This is a genomic window from Acidilobus sp., assembly GCF_049973875.1.
Taxonomy (GTDB): domain Archaea; phylum Thermoproteota; class Thermoprotei_A; order Sulfolobales; family Acidilobaceae; genus Acidilobus.
The window spans coordinates 12,885-30,556 of the sequence record NZ_JBMFJI010000005.1 but is presented as its reverse complement, the minus strand read 5'-3'; the positions used below and the strand labels follow the sequence as shown (position 1 = coordinate 30,556).

At 52.6% G+C, this 17,672-nt stretch carries 17 protein-coding genes and 1 tRNA gene; 11 read left to right on the top strand and 7 right to left on the bottom strand.

Going from position 1 to position 17,672, the window contains the following annotated elements; all coding sequences use genetic code 11:
• Positions 1-43: 43 nt before the first annotated feature.
• Both fbp and ACP5H1_RS03075 read left to right on the top strand, forming a co-directional pair.
• The gene (gene fbp, locus ACP5H1_RS03080; protein ID WP_427971573.1) at positions 44-1,195 is read left to right on the top strand and encodes a fructose-1,6-bisphosphate aldolase/phosphatase; all 1,152 of its coding nucleotides are present in this window, start codon (positions 44-46) and stop codon (positions 1,193-1,195) included.
• An 80-nt stretch (positions 1,196-1,275) separates the two neighbouring features.
• Complete coding sequence (locus ACP5H1_RS03075; RefSeq protein ID WP_427971570.1) at positions 1,276-1,953, top strand: triose-phosphate isomerase; 678 nt, start codon at positions 1,276-1,278, stop codon at positions 1,951-1,953.
• Here the strand turns inward: ACP5H1_RS03075 and ACP5H1_RS03070 are convergent.
• On the bottom strand, positions 1,937-2,263 hold the full coding sequence (locus tag ACP5H1_RS03070; protein ID WP_013267148.1) for an HTH domain-containing protein: 327 nt from the start codon (positions 2,261-2,263) through the stop codon (positions 1,937-1,939). The two genes, ACP5H1_RS03075 and ACP5H1_RS03070, sit on opposite strands and share 17 nt — an antisense overlap.
• Positions 2,264-2,391: 128 nt before the next feature.
• On the bottom strand, positions 2,392-3,417 hold the full coding sequence (locus tag ACP5H1_RS03065; protein ID WP_427971567.1) for an acyl-CoA dehydrogenase family protein: 1,026 nt from the start codon (positions 3,415-3,417) through the stop codon (positions 2,392-2,394).
• A 77-nt stretch (positions 3,418-3,494) separates the two neighbouring features.
• On the opposite strand from ACP5H1_RS03065, the gene ACP5H1_RS03060 reads away from it, so the two are divergent.
• A complete protein-coding gene (locus ACP5H1_RS03060) occupies positions 3,495-4,055 on the top strand; it encodes a 50S ribosomal protein L16 (protein WP_427971564.1) in 561 nt (186 codons plus the stop codon).
• Positions 4,056-4,165: 110 nt separating this feature from the next.
• On the opposite strand, the gene ACP5H1_RS03055 is transcribed toward ACP5H1_RS03060, so the two are convergent.
• Positions 4,166-4,624: a hypothetical protein gene (locus ACP5H1_RS03055; RefSeq protein WP_427971562.1), complete on the bottom strand. Its 459-nt coding sequence runs from the start codon at positions 4,622-4,624 to the stop codon at positions 4,166-4,168.
• Positions 4,625-4,807: 183 nt separating this feature from the next.
• Between ACP5H1_RS03055 and glyA the strand changes: the two genes are divergently transcribed.
• The 3 genes from glyA to ACP5H1_RS03040 all read left to right on the top strand — a co-directional run bounded on the left by glyA (position 4,808) and on the right by ACP5H1_RS03040 (position 8,249).
• Positions 4,808-6,109 (top strand): serine hydroxymethyltransferase, encoded by a 1,302-nt coding sequence (glyA, locus tag ACP5H1_RS03050; RefSeq protein WP_427971560.1) that lies wholly within the window; start codon positions 4,808-4,810, stop codon positions 6,107-6,109.
• A gap of 211 nt (positions 6,110-6,320) precedes the next feature.
• Positions 6,321-7,262 (top strand): ABC transporter ATP-binding protein, encoded by a 942-nt coding sequence (locus tag ACP5H1_RS03045; RefSeq protein WP_427971558.1) that lies wholly within the window; start codon positions 6,321-6,323, stop codon positions 7,260-7,262.
• Positions 7,263-7,274: 12 nt separating this feature from the next.
• Positions 7,275-8,249 carry an oligopeptide/dipeptide ABC transporter ATP-binding protein gene (locus tag ACP5H1_RS03040; RefSeq protein ID WP_427971555.1) on the top strand — a complete coding sequence of 325 codons (975 nt, stop codon included), beginning with the start codon at positions 7,275-7,277 and terminating at the stop codon, positions 8,247-8,249.
• A 320-nt stretch (positions 8,250-8,569) separates the two neighbouring features.
• On the opposite strand, the gene ACP5H1_RS03035 is transcribed toward ACP5H1_RS03040, so the two are convergent.
• Positions 8,570-8,657: transfer RNA gene (locus ACP5H1_RS03035), tRNA-Leu, on the bottom strand.
• A gap of 73 nt (positions 8,658-8,730) precedes the next feature.
• Positions 8,731-9,450, bottom strand: a complete 720-nt coding sequence (locus tag ACP5H1_RS03030; RefSeq protein ID WP_427971553.1) for a CdvA-like protein — start codon at positions 9,448-9,450, stop codon at positions 8,731-8,733.
• A gap of 123 nt (positions 9,451-9,573) precedes the next feature.
• Between ACP5H1_RS03030 and ACP5H1_RS03025 the strand changes: the two genes are divergently transcribed.
• From ACP5H1_RS03025 to rgy, 3 genes are all read left to right on the top strand, one after another.
• A complete protein-coding gene (locus ACP5H1_RS03025; protein WP_427971551.1) occupies positions 9,574-10,254 on the top strand; it encodes a Snf7 family protein in 681 nt (226 codons plus the stop codon).
• 137 nt (positions 10,255-10,391) lie between these two features.
• Positions 10,392-11,117: a TrmB family transcriptional regulator gene (locus ACP5H1_RS03020; RefSeq protein WP_427971549.1), complete on the top strand. Its 726-nt coding sequence runs from the start codon at positions 10,392-10,394 to the stop codon at positions 11,115-11,117.
• A 120-nt stretch (positions 11,118-11,237) separates the two neighbouring features.
• Positions 11,238-14,885 carry a reverse gyrase gene (gene rgy / locus ACP5H1_RS03015; RefSeq protein ID WP_427971546.1) on the top strand — a complete coding sequence of 1,216 codons (3,648 nt, stop codon included), beginning with the start codon at positions 11,238-11,240 and terminating at the stop codon, positions 14,883-14,885.
• Here rgy and panB read toward each other — a convergent pair.
• Positions 14,871-15,734, bottom strand: coding sequence for a 3-methyl-2-oxobutanoate hydroxymethyltransferase (gene panB / locus ACP5H1_RS03010; RefSeq protein ID WP_427971543.1), 864 nt, complete (start codon positions 15,732-15,734; stop codon positions 14,871-14,873). The genes rgy and panB overlap by 15 nt on opposite strands.
• The gene (locus ACP5H1_RS03005) at positions 15,695-16,621 is read right to left on the bottom strand and encodes a ketopantoate reductase family protein (protein ID WP_427971540.1); all 927 of its coding nucleotides are present in this window, start codon (positions 16,619-16,621) and stop codon (positions 15,695-15,697) included. The genes panB and ACP5H1_RS03005 overlap by 40 nt, the downstream gene beginning before the upstream one ends.
• A gap of 133 nt (positions 16,622-16,754) precedes the next feature.
• On the opposite strand from ACP5H1_RS03005, the gene ACP5H1_RS03000 reads away from it, so the two are divergent.
• The gene (locus tag ACP5H1_RS03000) at positions 16,755-17,021 is read left to right on the top strand and encodes a ribonuclease P subunit p25 family protein (protein WP_427971537.1); all 267 of its coding nucleotides are present in this window, start codon (positions 16,755-16,757) and stop codon (positions 17,019-17,021) included.
• Positions 17,022-17,095: 74 nt separating this feature from the next.
• Positions 17,096-17,506, top strand: a complete 411-nt coding sequence (locus ACP5H1_RS02995) for a translation initiation factor IF-5A (protein ID WP_013267163.1) — start codon at positions 17,096-17,098, stop codon at positions 17,504-17,506.
• The last annotated feature ends 166 nt before the right edge of the window (positions 17,507-17,672 follow it).

Below are 17,672 nucleotides of genomic sequence, written 5' to 3'. Positions count from 1 at the left end.
TAGAAATATAAGGGTGACCCGCACCGCATTCATGGGGATTCTAGTGTCGTCTGGTGGGACAAAGACTACCCTGAGCGTGATAAAGGCAGATATCGGGAGCATAGCTGGGCATCATAAAGCTCACCCAGACACGCTTCTTGCCGCCTCAAGGGTCCTGGCCGAGGGCAAGAAGAAGGGTATAATAGTGGACTTCTACGTGACCGCGATAGGTGACGATATTCAGCTCATAATGACTCACTTCAGGGGCATTAACGATCCCCAGGTTCACGAGCTTGCGTGGGACGCGTTTAAGGAGGCAACGTCCGTGGCTAAGGACCTGGGCCTATATGCTGCCGGCCAGGACCTGCTAAGCGACACCTTCAGCGGTAACGTCAGGGGGCTGGGGCCGGGGGTCGCGGAGCTGGAGTTTAGTGAGAGGCCTTCAGAGCCCGTAGCCATTTTTATGGCTGACAAGACGGAGCCAAGCGCCTTTAACCTGCCTCTCTACAAGATCTTTGCTGACCCGTTTAACACTGCAGGGCTTGTAATAGACCCTAAGATGCACAGCGGCTTTGTGTTCACAGTGCTAGACCTTTACGAGGGCAAAGCAGTTGACCTATCGACGCCTGAGGAGCTCTACGACCTGTTGGCGCTCATAGGCACCACGTCGAGGTACGTCATAAAGTACGTCCATAGGAAGGACGGCGAGCCGGCGGCCGTGGTCAGCTCGGAGAGGCTCAACCTAATAGCGGGCAAATATATAGGCAAGGACGACCCAGTTATGATAGTTAGGCTTCAGTCAGGCTTCCCCGCGCTCGGGGAGGCGCTTGAGGCCTTCTCGTTCCCTCACCTGGTGGCCGGCTGGATGCGCGGCAGCCACTTCGGTCCACTTATGCCAGTTGGCCTTAAGGATGCCAAGATGACAAGGTTTGACGGGCCCCCGAGGGTACTTGGCCTTGGCTTCAATGTAAAGGCTGGCAGGCTTGTGGGCCCCACAGACCTCTTTGATGATGTGGCCTTTGACGAGGTCAGGAGGCAGGCCGCAGAGATTGCAGATTACATGAGAAGGCACGGCCCCTTCATGCCGCACAGGCTAGGTCCTGAGGAGATGGAATATACAACGCTGCCCGACGTACTAAAGCGCCTTGAGGGCATGTTCAGGCCGTTTGACCTAGGGTATAAGCCCATCGTAAAGCACGAGGACCTGCTGGAGTGATGGCTTGTTACGTTAACATGTCTTGGAAGAGCTACATGTCCTTTTTAGGAACGGGGCTTGCTCTTAACTTGTGACCAGGCATGCCTAGGCTAGTCTTTGCCGTGAATTTTAAGGCATACGAGACCGCATTTAATGAGAAGTCCCTGGAGATAGCTAGGGAGGCGTCAAAGGCTTCCTCAAGATACAGCAACGTCCGGGTGATTCTTATAGTGCCTGCTGCGGTTGTATCAAAGGTGCTCCAAATCTACGACGACATCTACATTGAGCATGCAGATCCGGTGGACTACGGGGCTTACACGGGTTACTTGCCAGCCAAGGCAGCTAAGCTGCTTGGAGTTAGGGGCATTCTAGTGAATCACAGCGAGCACAAGATGATCTACAGGGATGTAGCTAAGGTTGTCGAAACAGCGTCCAGGGATGGTATTGAAACTATGGCCTGCGCCGACACACCTGGCGAGGCCGCCGGGCTGGCTTACTTGAGGCCAACCTACATAGCAATTGAGCCGCCAGAGCTCATAGGCACTGGGGTCTCAGTTTCCAAGGCCAGGCCCGAAGTTATTACTGAGGGCGTTAAGGCCGTAAAGGCGGTGGCCGATATACCTGTGCTGGCCGGCGCTGGGATCACGTATAGGGAGGACGTCATACGTGCTGTGCAACTCGGCGCCAGCGGCATACTGCTGGCAAGCGCTGTAATGAAGGCCGCGGATCCAGGCAAAGCGCTCAGCGAGTTCGTAGACGCGCTCAGCTCTGCTGCATGACTGTTTGAGGTCCTTCGACTTCCTTAGCTTTGGACTCTATTAGCTTCTCGACCTCGTCGAGGCTCTTCCTGCACTCGTCGAGCATTGCCAGCAACTTGTTGACATTAAGTTTGACCAGCTTTCTCGGCCTCCCCCTTCCCTCTATCTTGAGCTTGCTGGTGGTCACTATTCCCAGGCCCGTCAGGTCGTTGATTACCCTTAGGACGAGCGGGTAACTGACGTTCAGCTCTTTCGTAATATCCCTGACGCTTATCTCCTTGCGATCAAGTAGAACCTCTATTATTTGTGCGGAGACCTCGGGGTCCGGCACGGAGGCGCACTGAATTAAGGCTTTCAGATACTTTAAGGTTTTACCTTCCACTTCTAGTCCCGTGTCGCACTTTTCAAAGGAAACTTATTAATTTTTCTCTTTTAAATATTAAGACTTAGAACCCAGGTTCAAGCTCCTCTGTACTTCTTGACGACCAGGTCACCTATGAAGTCATAGAGCACCTCCCTGGCCCCAGCGCCTATGTCAAGCATCCTGGCATCCCTCGCGAGCCACTCGAGCCTTGATCCTCTTGAGAAGCCAGTTCCGCCCATTATCTGTATTGCGGTCCACGTAGCCTTTTGCGCAACCTCGGCTCCGAGCAGTTTTGCCATAGCGGCGTCGTATGGATCTAGGCCTTCCTTCTCAGCCTTGTCTATGGCGTCCCTTATAAGGGCGTCGAGGGCCCTTGACCTAATCTCTAGGTCAGCTAACATCCACCTCACGCCCTGGAACTCCCCCAGCTCCTTGCCGAATATGACCTTTCTCAACGCCTTGGGGCCTGCCTCCTCGAGGGCCCCTTCCTTTATGCCAAGACCTATCATGCCATATCCCAGCCTTTCGTAGTTGACAGTCTCTAGCGCCTCCCTAATGCCTTTGCCTGGGGTTCCAATTCTGATGCCGTGAGAGCCGTTGAACTTGACTCTCGAGACTCCGGCGCCCCTGAACGTGAAGAGGTCCTGAACTTCAACTTCAACTGAGGAGTCCCTTGTGACCATATACAGAGTTGGTCCCTTAGGGCCATTGGCAAGTACTAAGAACCTGTCCGCGTAGGCCGCGTTGCTAGCGAAGACCTTCTCACCGGTAATTATAGCCTCGTCGCCCTTCTCCTCAGCAACGGTTTTTAGGTTAGCCTTTATGTCAGTGCCTCCCCCCGGCTCAGTTATGCAGATTGAGTATATGTGGCCCTCCTCCTTAAACCTGAGGGCGACCGTTGATGACGACATTATTACGTGTGCCACTGCTGGGCTCCACTTAGAGGCCTCCCTCACGACCTCGTATACGGACCTCATGCCAAGGGATACCGCATTGAAGGCTCCAGCTGAAGAAAGCTTATCTATGATGTCCTTATCAACTAAGTTCCTATCGTCTATATCCTTTGCCTTGGTAGGCAGCAGCTCATTAAGGACTTTCAGCACTTCCTCCTTTGACGCCATGTCAAACACCCATGCGACCAGGCTTCAAACTAATATTTAAAGTCCAACCAAGGAAGCTATCTGGAGGGCGAAGCATTATGCCCATGAGGCCTGGTCGCTGCTATTCCCATATAACTAGCCAGCCTTATACTAGGAAAGAGTATATACATGGGGCTCCACAGCCAAAGATCTCGAAGTTCACTGCTGGAAGCCCGGCCGTTCAGGGCAACTACGAGGTGAGGGTTCAGCTTATCTCGCTTGAAAGGGGCCAGATAAGGTCCAACGCGCTGGAGTCCGCGAGGTTGATGGCCTCTAAGTACCTTTCAACGACCGTAGGGGATTCAAACTATTTCCTCGTGGTGAGGACATACCCACACCAGGTTATAAGGGAGAATAAGATGATGGCTTTTGCAGGCGCCGACAGACTCCAGGACGGCATGAGGCTCTCGTTTGGAACTCCCGTCGGCGTGGCCGCTGTCGTGGACATAGGCGATGCGATAATCGACGTGTTCGGCAGGGCATCAGACCTAGACAAGATAAAGGAAGCTCTCAGGAGGGCTGCCTCTAAGATACCTCACAGGACCCGTATCGTGATAAGGGAGATGAGAGGCCAGGGGCCTACCCAGAAGGCGAGCCAGGGGCCCTCCAAGGCAGCTTAGGCTCTAACAGCCAAGTTCTCTTGATTGGCGTCTCTAATCTCTTTTAACAGTTTAACAGCATAATCACAGCAACGCCGTCATTAGCACGCCAGTCGGGGCTACCAAAGCCGCTAAGCCGCCACTGAGGGATGCTGCTGGGTGCCAACAAGGACAAGCTCCGAGCGGCCAGAGTCGCCTAGTGCTGCATTCTCTATGACAGCCTGAATAATCTCCTCTACGAGCTCCCCATATGACTTGAGCGGATCAACCCTTATCTCTTTATCGCCTACCACCACAGTTGGGTCTTCGGTCGTCTGGATAGGCGCAGTTAAATGGCTGTTTATCTCTACGAAGACCATAAGCGAGTACTCCCTCCTCAGCACCTCAGCGGCATCAAAGGCGGCCTTCACTACCATCTCATCATCCCACGGCGTCTCATTAACTATCAGGTTGAGCATTCCAGACACCCGGGTAAGCGGAAATCCTATGCTCCAACCGGAATACTTGTCATAGGGCATATTTATTATATTAGGGCTCGTAATCCGGTGCTTCTGGATGAAGGAAACTAAAATGTAAAATACGACTACCAAGCTAAACTGATGCTTTAACAGTATGGTATACTTTTAATCAAAACAGCGAAGCCTCATTTGAGGCCTAAACGTTATCTCAATATTTGTTTTGTTGCCATTTATCTGCGCATTGGGAGCCACCTAGAGGTGGGATGCTGACAGGCATAATAACTCGCGGCGGCAGCTCACTTGTGAGTGGGAAGATTGATAGACAGGGACACCTTTGTCAAGATTTTTGAGTTAACGAACTCTCAAAACGTGTGGAGGCTAAAGGAGACCATAAACCTCATAGCAAGCGAGAACGTTATGAGTCCCGCGGCTATGGCCGTTTACATTAATGACTTTATGCACAGGTATGCGGAGGGCAAGCCCTTCAAGAGGCACTACCAGGGCACCAAGTACATAGATGAGCTTGAAGTTCTTGCGGACAAGCTCATGGGTGAGCTGCTCGACACCGACATGGTCGACTTAAGGCCCATAAGCGGCACCATAGCTAACGCTGCGGTCTTCAGGGTGCTAGCCGCCCCAGGCGAACAGGCAGTCATAGCTCCCGTCCAGGCTGGCGCCCATGTGAGTCACACAAAGTTTGGCACGCTGGGGGCCCTTGGCATCAAGCAGATAGAGCTGCCCTATGACGAGGAAAGAATGAACGTAGATGTAGACAAGGCCGTTAAAGTAATAGAGCAGGTGAAGCCTAAGTTCGCCGTCCTAGGAGGCAGCGTCTACCTTTTCCCACACCCAGTTAAGGAAATAGCGGACGCTGTCCATTCGGTTGGCGGCAAACTTGTCTACGACGCAGCGCACGTGCTCGGACTTATAACAGGTAAGGTGTGGGAGAACCCGCTTAAGCACGGCGCTGACGCCATCACGGCGTCGACGCACAAGACGTTCCCAGGGCCCCAGGGGGGCGTCATATTCTTCTCGGACGAGGCCACGTACAAGGAGGTTGGGAAGACTATATTCCCATGGTTTGTGAGCAGCCATCACCTGCACAGGATACCTGCCACTGCAGTTGTAGCCCTGGAAATGAAGGACTACGGTCATGACTACGCCGAGCAGATAACTAAGAACGCAAAGAAACTGGCCGAGGCCCTTGCTGAGAGGGGGTTCACAGTCCTTGGAGAATCTATGGGCTATACTATGAGCCACCAGGTTCTAGTTGACGTCTCGAAGCAGGGAGGCGGAGCCAAGGTCGCCGCTGAGCTGGAGCAGGCCAACATAATACTTAACAAGAACCTTCTACCTCACGACCCACCTGAGGCTGTAAAGAACCCAAGCGGACTGAGGATAGGAGTTCAGGAAATGACAAGGTTTGGCATGAAGGAGTCCGAGATGGAAGTGATAGCGGACTTCATGGAGAGGGTAGTGATCAAAGGCGAGGACCCAGCTAAGGTGAGGGAAGAGGTTAAGCGGTTCAGGTCACAGTTCACCAAGATCCACTACGCCTACGCGCTTGAGGACCTGCAGGGCATAACTTTCATGGACGCGATAAAGCTCCTAGAGTGAGCCTCCCGCCCTAAGCTCACGCGGATAATAGTATACATTTTTGTATTAAGATAATACCCTTAAGTTAAAGTCTTAGACCAGCGCTGATCAAACTCAGGCTCTTTTTAGGCAGCTCTGCAGGTGCTTATGGTAAGAACAGGATCGCCTAGCATAATAATTTAAAGTTCAGATCTGTAGCTGTAAAAAGGCCCCAAGAAGGAAGGGGAATTGCATGCCGCCTCTACTTAAGGTGGAGAACCTGAAGATATACTTCCACATGCCAAGGGGCTACGTGAGGGCAGTAGATGACGTGAACCTTGAGCTGAACGAAGGCGAAATAATAGGCGTGGCAGGGGAGAGCGGCAGCGGCAAGAGCACCCTGGCCCTAGGAATAATGAGGCTCATAGTGCCCCCAGGGTTTATAGAGGGAGGCAACATATACTTTGAGGGTAACGAGATCCTGCACCTGCCCGAGAAGGTCTTTAACTCGGAGTACAGGTGGAAGAGGATAGCCATGGTCTTCCAGGGCTCAATGAACGGCTTCACGCCCGTCTATAGGATAAGGGACCAGATCAAGGAGGTTCTGGAGGTTCATGGATATACGGGGGACCCGGACCAGCGGGTCAATGAGCTCATGAAAATGGTGAACCTGGACCCCTCAATAGCAGATAGGTACCCACACGAGCTCAGCGGAGGGCAGAGGCAGAGGGCCTTCATAGCTATGGCCCTAGCGCTCAATCCAAAGGTGCTGCTGGCTGACGAGCCTACCACCGCTCTCGACGTTATCACTCAGACCCATATAATAAACCTGCTCAAGCAGCTGAAGAAGGAGCTCAACCTTTCAATACTGTTCATAACGCACGACCTGGCGCTTATGTCAATGCTGGCGGACAGAATTTATGTGATGTACGCTGGCCGGATAGTTGAGCACGCGAGCACTGGAAATATAGTCAAGAACGCGAAGCATCCATACACTAAGCTCCTTATGGAAGCAGTCCCTGACCTAAGTAAAGACTATGTTAAGGGCATACCAGGCTCAATGCCTGACCTGGCCAGGCTTCCGCCCGGCTGTAGGTTCAGCACCAGGTGCCCCTTCGTAATGGACAGGTGCAAGGTCGAGGAGCCGAAGCTGAGGAGGGTAGGTGAGAACGATGTCGCGTGCTGGCTTTATTGAGGGGTGAGGTGGATGGTGTCGAATGATATCTTAATAGAGACGCGTAACCTCAAGGTGTACTTCCAGAAGGGGGGCCTCCTCGGCAAGAAGTCATTCGTTAAGGCTGTAGATGACGTAACTATACAGATACGCAGGGGCGAGATACTCGGGCTCGTGGGGGAGAGCGGCAGCGGCAAGACAACCCTAGGCAGGACCACAATAGGGCTTCAGGCGCCCACGTCAGGGCAGGCTATATACTATGACAGTAAGGGGACGCCGCACGAGATAACTCCCAAGAAGATAAATAAGGAGATCAGGAGGAAGCTCCAGATGATTTATCAGGACCCCTTCTCATCAATAGATCCCTACATGAAGGTGTACGACGCTTTAAGGCAGCCCCTCTACTATGCTGGCGTTAAGGACTCGGCCGAGGCCACGGAGATAATTCACAAGGCTTTAGACGAGGTAGGGCTTCCATATGACCTCTTGTCGAACTTCGTGTTTCAGCTCAGCGGAGGGCAGAGGCAGAGGGTAGCCATAGCCAGGGCCCTCATGCTAAATCCTGAGTACCTGGTTGCTGATGAGCCTGTGACCATGTTAGACGCCTCGCTCAAGGGACTCATAGTTGACGACCTGAGAAAGATAAACGCCGAGAGAGGAATATCTATACTGTTCATAACTCATGAGCTCCCAATAGCAAAGGTAATCTCGCACAGGATAGCCATAATGTATCTAGGAAAGATAGTCGAGATAGGTCCGACCAAGAAGGTGATCGAGAACCCGCTTCATCCATACACTCAGGCCCTGCTTCAGGCCTATCCAAGGCTGGACCCAAGCCTAAGGGATAAGATGATAAAAGTTAATGTCAGAGAACTAGAGCTAGTTGTGCCTAAGAGCGGCTGCAGGTTCCACCCCAGGTGCCCCTTCGTAATGGACAGGTGTAGGGCTGAGGAGCCGTCGCTTAAGGAGGTGGAGCCTGGCCACTTTGTAGCATGCTATCTCTACTAGGTTGGGGGGCTTTTGTTGAGAGTCTACTTCAGGTTCCTCATCGTTGGGACGATAATGATGGGCTTAACTTACATTCTCACAATAATAGCCATAAGGTATACGAGCCTTCCGTTGGAGGTATTGGCGTTCGCTATAGCCTTGGCAGGCGCCATGATACTCTTCAGGGGCCTTGCAGAGTTCTTAAGGGACGTGATCAGCGGCGAGTACAAGAAAGAGAAGGCAGCGCCAAGGGGCGCAGCGACGAATCAGATGAGGGCCAGGGGACTGAGTGAAAAGGGCGCAGCCCCTTTCCTTTTCACTAGGCTCATAATTAGCACCTATGGTGCGGGGGGTGGGCTTCGAACCCACGCAGGCCTACGCCAACGGGTCTTGGGCCCGCCCCCTTTGGCCAGGCTCGGGCACCCCCGCACCATAAGAAGCTGTAAGTGTGAGTGGAAATAAGGCCTTACTCTGGCAGAGGCTCACTAAGCTAGCCCACAGTTTAGGCCTCTATCTTAACTACCATAGTTTGTTGCGCGTTGGGGCCCGTGGCTACTGGGCTTGGAGTGGTCGTCGAGGGCTGGGGCTGCACGGCTTTCTGAACCTCGCCCTCGCTGGCCAGCTGCACCACCTTATCTAGCTTGTCCAACAGGTCCTTGGCAGCCTTCTTTTCCTCGCCTAGGCTGTCCTGGAGTTTCCTGAGGTGATTCATGCTCTGCGTGTAGCTTCTCTCGCTTATCTCCCCGCTGAAGTAGGAGATCCCTATAGTTGCTATTGCCCTGGCAACTTTGAGGCTTTCGTCATCTATTTCACCTATTCTTGAGTTTACGACCTTCTTGACCTCGTCAGCCTTTAGTTTGAGCGCCTTTATCTCGTCTTCAAGCTTTCTCTTCATGGGTTCTATTACGACAGCTGGAAGGTCATTCCTGCTGCTTATGTTCTCAATGGCCTTTCTCCTCTTGTAGGCCCTGTCAAGATTCTCTATCACCTGCAGTATCTCAAACTTCCACTCAGGAGTCACTGTTATCTTGTCGTCACTAACCTTGACTCTCTCACCTTCTATAACATCAAGTGACAGGTCCTCGGACTTAACTATTATAGACGACACCTTGCCGTCTATGTCACTCTCCACAGCTATGAGCGTGCCGAGGCTCCTGCCGAAGTCATCAAACACTTCAGAACCTATGAACTTAGAGATCTCGTCAACCTTAATTGCGGGCATTCGCTGCACCAGTGGGTCCTAGCTGGGCCGTATATAAAACGCGGAAGCCCGCTTAACTTTGGCTGTCCCCCTTTAAGCCTATGTAGTCAAAGGCGCTGCTGGAGCAAATCCCGGTGATAAGAAGTGAGCGGGATAGAGAGCTGGCCCAAAAGGTGGAGTGAGGAGCCAAAGAGGGACACGATAGCTGAGAAGGTTAAGAACTTCATATCTCCACCCCCGCCCCTGAAGAGGCAGATAATGATAGCGAGCTATAGGGTAGCCACACAGATGAACAAGCTGGACTACACGCTCAGCAAGCTGCAGGCCTACGACAGGCAGCTCTTTGAGAAGGTGGTCAACAGCCTCACGGAGGGCGACAGGAGCAGGGCTGCCATGTATGCCAATGAGGTCGCAGAAGTAAGGAGAATGACTAAGGTAATAATGACCGTCAGGTACGCTCTCGAGAAGGTCAAGCTGAGGCTCGACACGACGCTGATAATGGGTGACGTTAACGCCGACCTGGCGCCTGCAATAGTGGCCCTGAAGCAGGTGGCCGGGTACCTCAGGGGTACCATGCCTGACGTGTTCACTGACCTGATGGACATAGACGAGGAGCTGCAGACCGCAGTAACGCAGTACACAAGCGGAGCTGTGCCAATGCTTGACAACGAGTTCGTGACTGAGGAGGCGCAGAAGATACTGAAGGAGGCAAGCATAGTCGCGGAGCAGAGGATGAAGCAGGAGTTCCCGGAGCTGCCCTCCGTGGAGGGAGCCCCAGCCTCTACGGGCCAGCAGGGAAGCGCGACGGTCGGGGCCTCAAAGTGAGGCCCCACCGGCCTCAGCTTCGTAAGGTTATTTTAATTATACCCTAAGTTTGTTAGTTATAGTCCAGTAGTTCAAATCCTTTGCAGAAGTAGCAGATATTAGGTCTTTGTAGCATTAAATAAAGGGCAGAGCAAGGATTGAGCAGTGAGGATAATATAATAGAGGCGCTCAGGAGGGCCCTGGACCTAACGCTCTACGAGGCAAAGCTTTACGTAGCCCTCCTTCAAGGGGCCAAGGACCCAAAGGAGGCGAGCGCGATAAGCGGGGTGCCGCTCCCCAGGATATATGACGTTATAAGGGTCCTTGAGTCTAAGGGCATGGTTTACCGTGACCCAAGCGGCTGGTACAAGGCCATAAGTCCTCAGTCATTGGCCGCAATGAGCATTATAAGGATAGAGGAGGAAATGAGGAGAAGGGTAAAGGACGTAGAGAGCGCGGTTAAGATGCTGGAGAGGTTTGACAAAAGACTTTCATCTCCCTCAGCAACTGTTGTCAGGGGCCTTCTTAACGTGATAAGTGCTGCCGTTGATTACTTCAGAACTTCCTCAGTGGTTTACGTTACTGCGGCCTACGTGCTGGCAAATGGAGACTACCTGGGCAAGCTCGTCAGCTCTCTCGCCGCGTACGTTTCTGACGTCAGGGTTCTCGCAAGCTTTACGCCTCAGCTTCCTCAGTCGCCTGGGGTCAAGCTGAAGAGTAACGTGGCCTCGCTGTATGTCGACTCAGTGGCCTCAAAGTCGTCACTGATGGTTATAGTTAAGGATCCAGCAAACGATGAACCTATGAGCCTTCTGGTCAACGACCCTGTGCAGGCCAACACGTCATTCAAGGCCCTCTCAACTCTCTGGCAAGTAGCCCAGTAAGCAGTGATTACTTAATGTATATCATTTAAATCAGCGAGTGGCTGTGCTGGTGGCGTAGCCTGTAAGCCTTAATACCCTAGCTTGTGAGAAACCTGAATACGGTATAATGGGAGAAAAGCAGTGCCTGCGCTGCTGCCAATCTACGAGCGAATGTGTCCTAACTGCGGCAGGGAGATAACAGCTGACAGGCTTGAGAAGGGGCTTCCCTGCACTGTTTGTCTCCCAAGGGAGCCTAAGAGCAGCGACATACTTGAGATAGGGCTTGAGTTAGCGAAGGAGGGCAAGTTAAAGGGTTATTCCTCGCTATACCTCATGGAAAAGAGCTTCCGCGAATTCTCTAAGTTCTTCGAGGAGAAATACGGTTTCAAGCTCTCCAGCGCGCAGAGGAGTTGGGCCAGGAGGCTCCTCTCAGAGGAAAGCTTCTCCATAGTGGCGCCAACGGGCGTCGGAAAGACTACCCTCCTGATGGCTTACGCCGCCTTCAAGGTAATGCAGGAGGGCTACAAAGTAATGTATCTTGTCCCCACGGAGAACTTGGTGGCGCAGACAGCCGGAAGGCTCGCATCAATGTTGGGGGATAAGGTGGCCTTTTACTATAGCAGCCTTCCGAAGGCCCAAAGGAGCCAAATGCTGGATAAGATAACGAGAGGGGACTATTCCGTTGTAGTTATAACTCCAGGTTTCATGGTAAAGAACTTTGACGTGCTTAAGAAGCAGTCACCGTTTAACCTAATGATAGTGGACGACGTTGACAGCCTGCTGCGGAACAGCAAGAATATAGACAGGGCCCTGATACTCATAGGGTTTGACGAGGATTCCATAGCTACGGCATTTAAGATAGTCCAGGAGAAGCTTGAGCTGGCAACCTTAGAGGCCTCTGGGAGGAGCGAGGAGAGAATTAGGCAGCTCCAGAGCGATATAAGTTCACTGTCGCTTAAGCTTAGTGAGAAGGTCCTCGAGGGCCCTAAAGGTCAGCTAGTAATAGCGTCTGCCACCGGAAGGCCTAAGGGGGTGAAGCACCTCATATTTAGGGAGCTGTTAGGCTTTGAAATAGGAGGCGGCACTGACTACCTCAGAAACGTTGTGGACACCTTTCTCATAACAACCTCGCCGGTGGACTCTGTAGTAAGCCTGGCTAAGAAACTTGGGAAGGGGGGCCTGATATTTATCTCTCAAGCTTATGGGAAAGCTTATGTTAAGGAGCTTTTGGACAAGCTCGCAGGGGCTGGAATCAAGGCCGTTCAGGCCATAAGTAACTCCAGGAGGGCTGTGGAGAAGCTCTCGTCAGGAGAGGTTGACGTGGCTATAGGCCTCGCGAGCAGGTACGGCGCGCTGGTCAGAGGTATTGACCTGCCCGAGGTTATCCGTTACGCGATATTCCTTGGAACGCCAGCAATAAAGGTGGAGCTTAAGACGGCCCTTCTCTCGCCCAGAAGGCTTCTCAGGGTCCTAATATTTCTTGAGGAAAAAGATAGCGGCTTCAAGGAGTACAGGGAAAAGCTGGAGAACCTGCTCAAGAGCTTTAATGTCGAGAGCAACATCCTGTCAGCCGCCATTAGGGGTGAAATAGAGGCCAAGGGGAGGCTCGAGGTGCTGAGAGAGCTCGTCCTAGAGGCCTCAGCCAAGGCCGTTCAGGCGATCAGCAACATGATTGTCCAGGACGGACAAGTTCTGAGGATAGGCACGATGGTACTCAGGAGGGAGGGCTCATCAATATGGCTTTACTCACCTGACGCGCCGTCGTACTTGCAGGCAAGCGGCAGGACCAGCAGGCTCTACCATGGAGCTATGACCAAGGGACTCTCTGTCATAGTTGATAACATGAAAGAGCTCGTAGATGCTATGGAGGACAGACTTAGGTGGATGAGCCAGGCGACCTTCGTAGACTTCAACAGCGTAAACCTTGAGGACGTGATGCGTGAGATAGAGGCCAGCAGGTCTGAGAAAGGAGAGAGAAAGCAGGTTAACATAGTGACTGAGCTCATAGTTGTGGAGTCGCCCACTAAGGCAAAGACCATTGCCAACTTCTGGGGCAGGCCAGCGAAGAGATCCGAGGGAAGGGTTAGCATATATGAAACCACGGTAGTTGACCAAGAGACGGGAACAGTGCACCTGATAACTATAACGGCGTCGAAGGGCCACATTTATGACCTCGTAATAGAGGGAGGTGACGAGGCTGGCAATAGCCTCTTCGGAGTCAGGTTTAACAACGCCATACAGCCGGTCTACACTACAATAAAGAGGTGCCTCAGCTGCGGCTACCAGTTTACTGAAAACGTTGATAGGTGTCCAAGGTGCGGTTCAACCGCAATAATAGACTCCAAGGGCATAGCTGATACCCTGAGAAAGCTCGCGACGCAGGTCGACAGGGTAATCATAATGACTGACCCTGACAGGGAGGGGGAGAAGATAGCATGGGACCTATACCTTACCATGAGGCCGTACAACCAAAACATTTACAGGAGCGCGTTCCATGAGGTGACGCCAAGGGCCTTCATGGAGGCCCTGAGGCTTCCGGGCTCCATAGACGTAAACCTAGTGAACGCTCAGATGGCGAGGAGGATAGACGACAGGTGGATAGGCTTTGTGACAAGCCAGTACCTCTGGCTTAAGATGAACAAGAACTGGCTGGGGGCTGGAAGAGTTCAGACACCGGTTCTGGGCTGGATAATAGACAGGTATAACGAGTACAAGGAGGTCATGGGCTACAAGGTCAGGGGCCTGCTTCCCTCCGGGACCCCAGTTATATTTTACACGAAGTCAAGCGAGGAGGCCGAGGAGGCGTCAAAGCTCAACGTAGCGATCGCCGTTACCGAGAAAGTCTGGACCGAGGACGTAAACCCAATGCCCCCATACACCACGGACGAGATGATATTTGACGCCTCGGCCAAGCTTGGCTACTCGGCGGAGCTTACAATGAAGTTGGCCCAGGACCTCTTCTACTCAGGCCTCATAACATATCACAGGACGGACTCGACAAGGATTTCAGAGGCGGGCATGGCGGTTGCGAAGCAGTACCTCGAGTCACATGGTCTTGCCCAGTACTACAAGCCGAGAAGCTGGGGCGCCGGGGGAGCCCACGAGGCCATAAGGCCCACGAGGCCTCTGAACGCTGAGGAGGTCGAGAGGGCAATCCTTGACGGCTCCCTGAGGGTTCCCACGGCGCTCTCAGGCGCTCATTATAAGCTGTACCAGCTAATATTTGAGAGATTCATGGCAAGCCAGATGGCCCCTGCAACGCTCGAGAAGGCGTCAGTGACGCTGAGGCTGGGGAACCTTACTCAGTCCATGGAGGTGGTGACAGCGGTGGTAAAGGAGGGCTTCACGGCTATAATGCGTCCAAAGCTTGAGACTTGGGTCCTCAGGGAGACTGACAAGGAGTATGAGGTCCCCTTAACTAACGTGGTCATGTTTAAGGGAAGCCTCATTCAGCCTTACAGGAGCGGCGACCTAGTTATGCTGATGAAGAAGAAGAACATAGGGAGGCCGAGCACGTACGCAAAGGTAATAGAGGCGAACCTAAGACATGGATACGCGGTTGAGACTAAGAAGCTGAAGTTCCTAATACCAACGCGCCTCGGGATAGAGGTCTACAGGCTGCTCAGCAGCTCGCCCTTCAGTGACATGTTGAACGAGGAGGCGTCAAGGAGGCTTGAGGAAAGCTTAGATGCCATAGAGTCTGGGTCTCAGGACGCTGGGAGCTTCATAATGAGCGTTAGGGAGGAGATCTTCAGGAAGCTCAGCGAGGCTAACCTAAGGCTCAGGTGATGTAGCTCCGCGTAGCATATTTAGCAGCTTATCATACTCGCCATCCTTCATGTGCCAGTACATTTCCTCTGGAGGGAACCTGCTGTTCTCTACGTCATCCTTATATGACTTGATAGCGGAGGCTATGATATCCTTGAGGTTCACGTATCTTTTGGTGAACGGCGGCGACGCGTCAGAGAGCCCTAGCACATCATGAATTACTAGCACTTGTCCGTCACAGAAGGGACCTGAGCCTATACATATTGTGGGCACCTTGACCCTTTTGGTGACCTCCGCGGCGACCTCGGAGGCTGTGTACTCTATTACAATTGAGAACGCGCCGGCCTCTGCTATGGCCTCCGCGTCCTCAATGATTTCCTTGGCCTCCTCCGCGGTCTTGCCCATGAGCCTGTAACCTCCCAGGAGCTTGTGCTTTTGGGGGGTCAGACCCACGTGACCCATGACTGGGATGCCAGCGCGGGTCAAAGCCTTAACTACGTCGGTATACTCCGAACCTCCTTCAAGCTTGACTGCGTCCGCGCCAACCCTGAGGAACTCACCGGCATTTCTTACGGCCTCGTTAACGTTAACCTCATAACTAAGGAACGGCATGTCGGCCACCAGGAGCGACTTAGGCTGAGCCCTCGACACCGCTGCTGTGTGCCTTAGCATGTCGTTCATGTCAACCTGCAAGGTTGAGGGGTTACCGAGAACGGTCATTGACAGGGAGTCCCCGACCAGTATTATGTCAACACCTACCTCGTCAACAATTTTTGCGGTAGGGTAGTCGTAAGCTGTTATCATCACTATAGGTTTCTTGCCCTTGAGGTTTACGATCTTACGCACGGTGACCTTCTCCCTTTCAGCCACCTCGAGGCCACCTCCACCGCCCTGTACACAGAGAGGTTTGCCACGGCGCGTACCTGTAAGCTTACTGAGGCGTTCCAGACAGCCAAGTTAATATACTTAAGTTCCGTCTCCCTGTTGGCGGCCAGGTCCTGAACTGTTGAGCTGCAGTTGTCAGCGGTTTCCCTTGCTGTCCTGTAGGTGGCCTCGACGGGGTCCTCAGGGAGCTTTATGCCAAGTTGGGACGCCACATTGCCCGTTTCCGCTGCGAGATACGCTGCGAGGTCCCTGGCGCTATCATCTTTAATTATCACCTCGTTCTTATCCCAGGACAGCGCTGTGACAGGGTTTATGGCACTGTTGACGGCCAGCTTAAGCCACCTTTCTGACTGAAAGTCCTCAGGATTTGTAACTATTGCATCAAGGCCGCCGGTTTTCAAAGCCTCGGAGAGGTCCCTCAATAGCGCCTCATCACAGCCCCTGCGGCATCCAAGTATTACCTTTCCACCTCCATTGTACCTGGACCTACACCTGGACACCCTTGTAGCTCCATAATAGACTATGGCGCCTGCGGCCCTGCTTCCAGCCCTCTCCTCAAGAAGTTCGAGTGGGCCGAGACCATTATGAGGCGAGACGTAAAGTTTAGCATTAAGTTTGACAGCATCTTCTATGGCGCCACCGGCGTCGTATGCCTTGGTGAACAGGATAACAACATCGTAGGGTCCCTTTGCTGAGTCCCAGCCGCATACCTTCAGACGCCCTTTCCAAAGGCCCTCAACTTCGACCTCCTCGCCACTGCAACTTTTCTTGCCTCTATCTATTATCTCAACGCTGACGCCTCCCTTGACAAGGGCCGCCGCGGCCACAGAGCCTGCGGCGCCGCATCCGCCAACTATGGCGACTCTGAGCAAAGCCCCTCTGGCTAGTTCTGCCGCTGAGCCCCTAAAGTGCTGTGCTCCCGGCATGCGGTCTGAAGGAGGTTTAAGGCCAAGGGCGCAGTTAAGCTAAAAAGCCAGTAAGTCCGCAGTGGTTTTGGGAAATGCCATGGAGAGCAGGAGCAGAATAAACATAACCTCAAGCAGCTCAGCCGAGGACTACGCCCTACAGGCCATACTGGAATTTAACAAGGGGTTTAAACAGGTCGAGCTTTATGCTGACAGCGACGATGCCTGTAAGCTAGTGGACGTCTACTTAATAATGAAGCAGAGAATGGGGGAGGCCCTCAGGGTCGTCTCCGCAGACGTCGGATCTTCAAGGCCAAGGGGGAGGAACGCTGGCTACCTGAGTATAATAATTGAAAGGCTGGCCTAATGAGCGGTAGCTTATGTCGCGGAGGAACATTTTTAAAGAGAGAGTGTTAGGTAGGCTTTTGGGTGTAAGGCAAGATGAGCGTTCAGTTTGCCACGCTAGGCGACTTAAAGAAGGGCAATTACATAGTAATTGATGGGGAGCCCTGCAGGATAGTTGAGATCACAAAAGCAAAGACTGGGAAGCACGGCAGCGCAAAGGCTCACGTGGTTGCAATAGGCCTGTTCAGCGGCACTAAGAAGACGATGGTTGCACCTACCGACACCCAGGTCCAGGTTCCAATAATTGAGAAGAGGAACGGGCAGGTACTCGCTGACCTAGGCGACTCGATCCAGCTGATGGACCTTGAGACATACGATACTATAGAGGTGGAGAAACCTAAGGATGACCCTGAGCTGCTAGAAAGGCTTAAGCCAGGGGCTCAGATAGAATATTGGCTAATAATGGGGAAACCTAAGATTATGAGAACAAGGCCCGAAGAGGGCTAACGCCCTTAATACAAAAGGCTTCTTCATAACGTCATTGTTGGGCAGTCATATCTAGTAGTTTTAGCAACAAAGTCAATAAATTTAATTAAGGACATGGATTAGGTTAACTAAAGATATTAAGGTTGCTGCTCAAGGTAGGATTCCAAGGTAAGACAAAACATTGCTA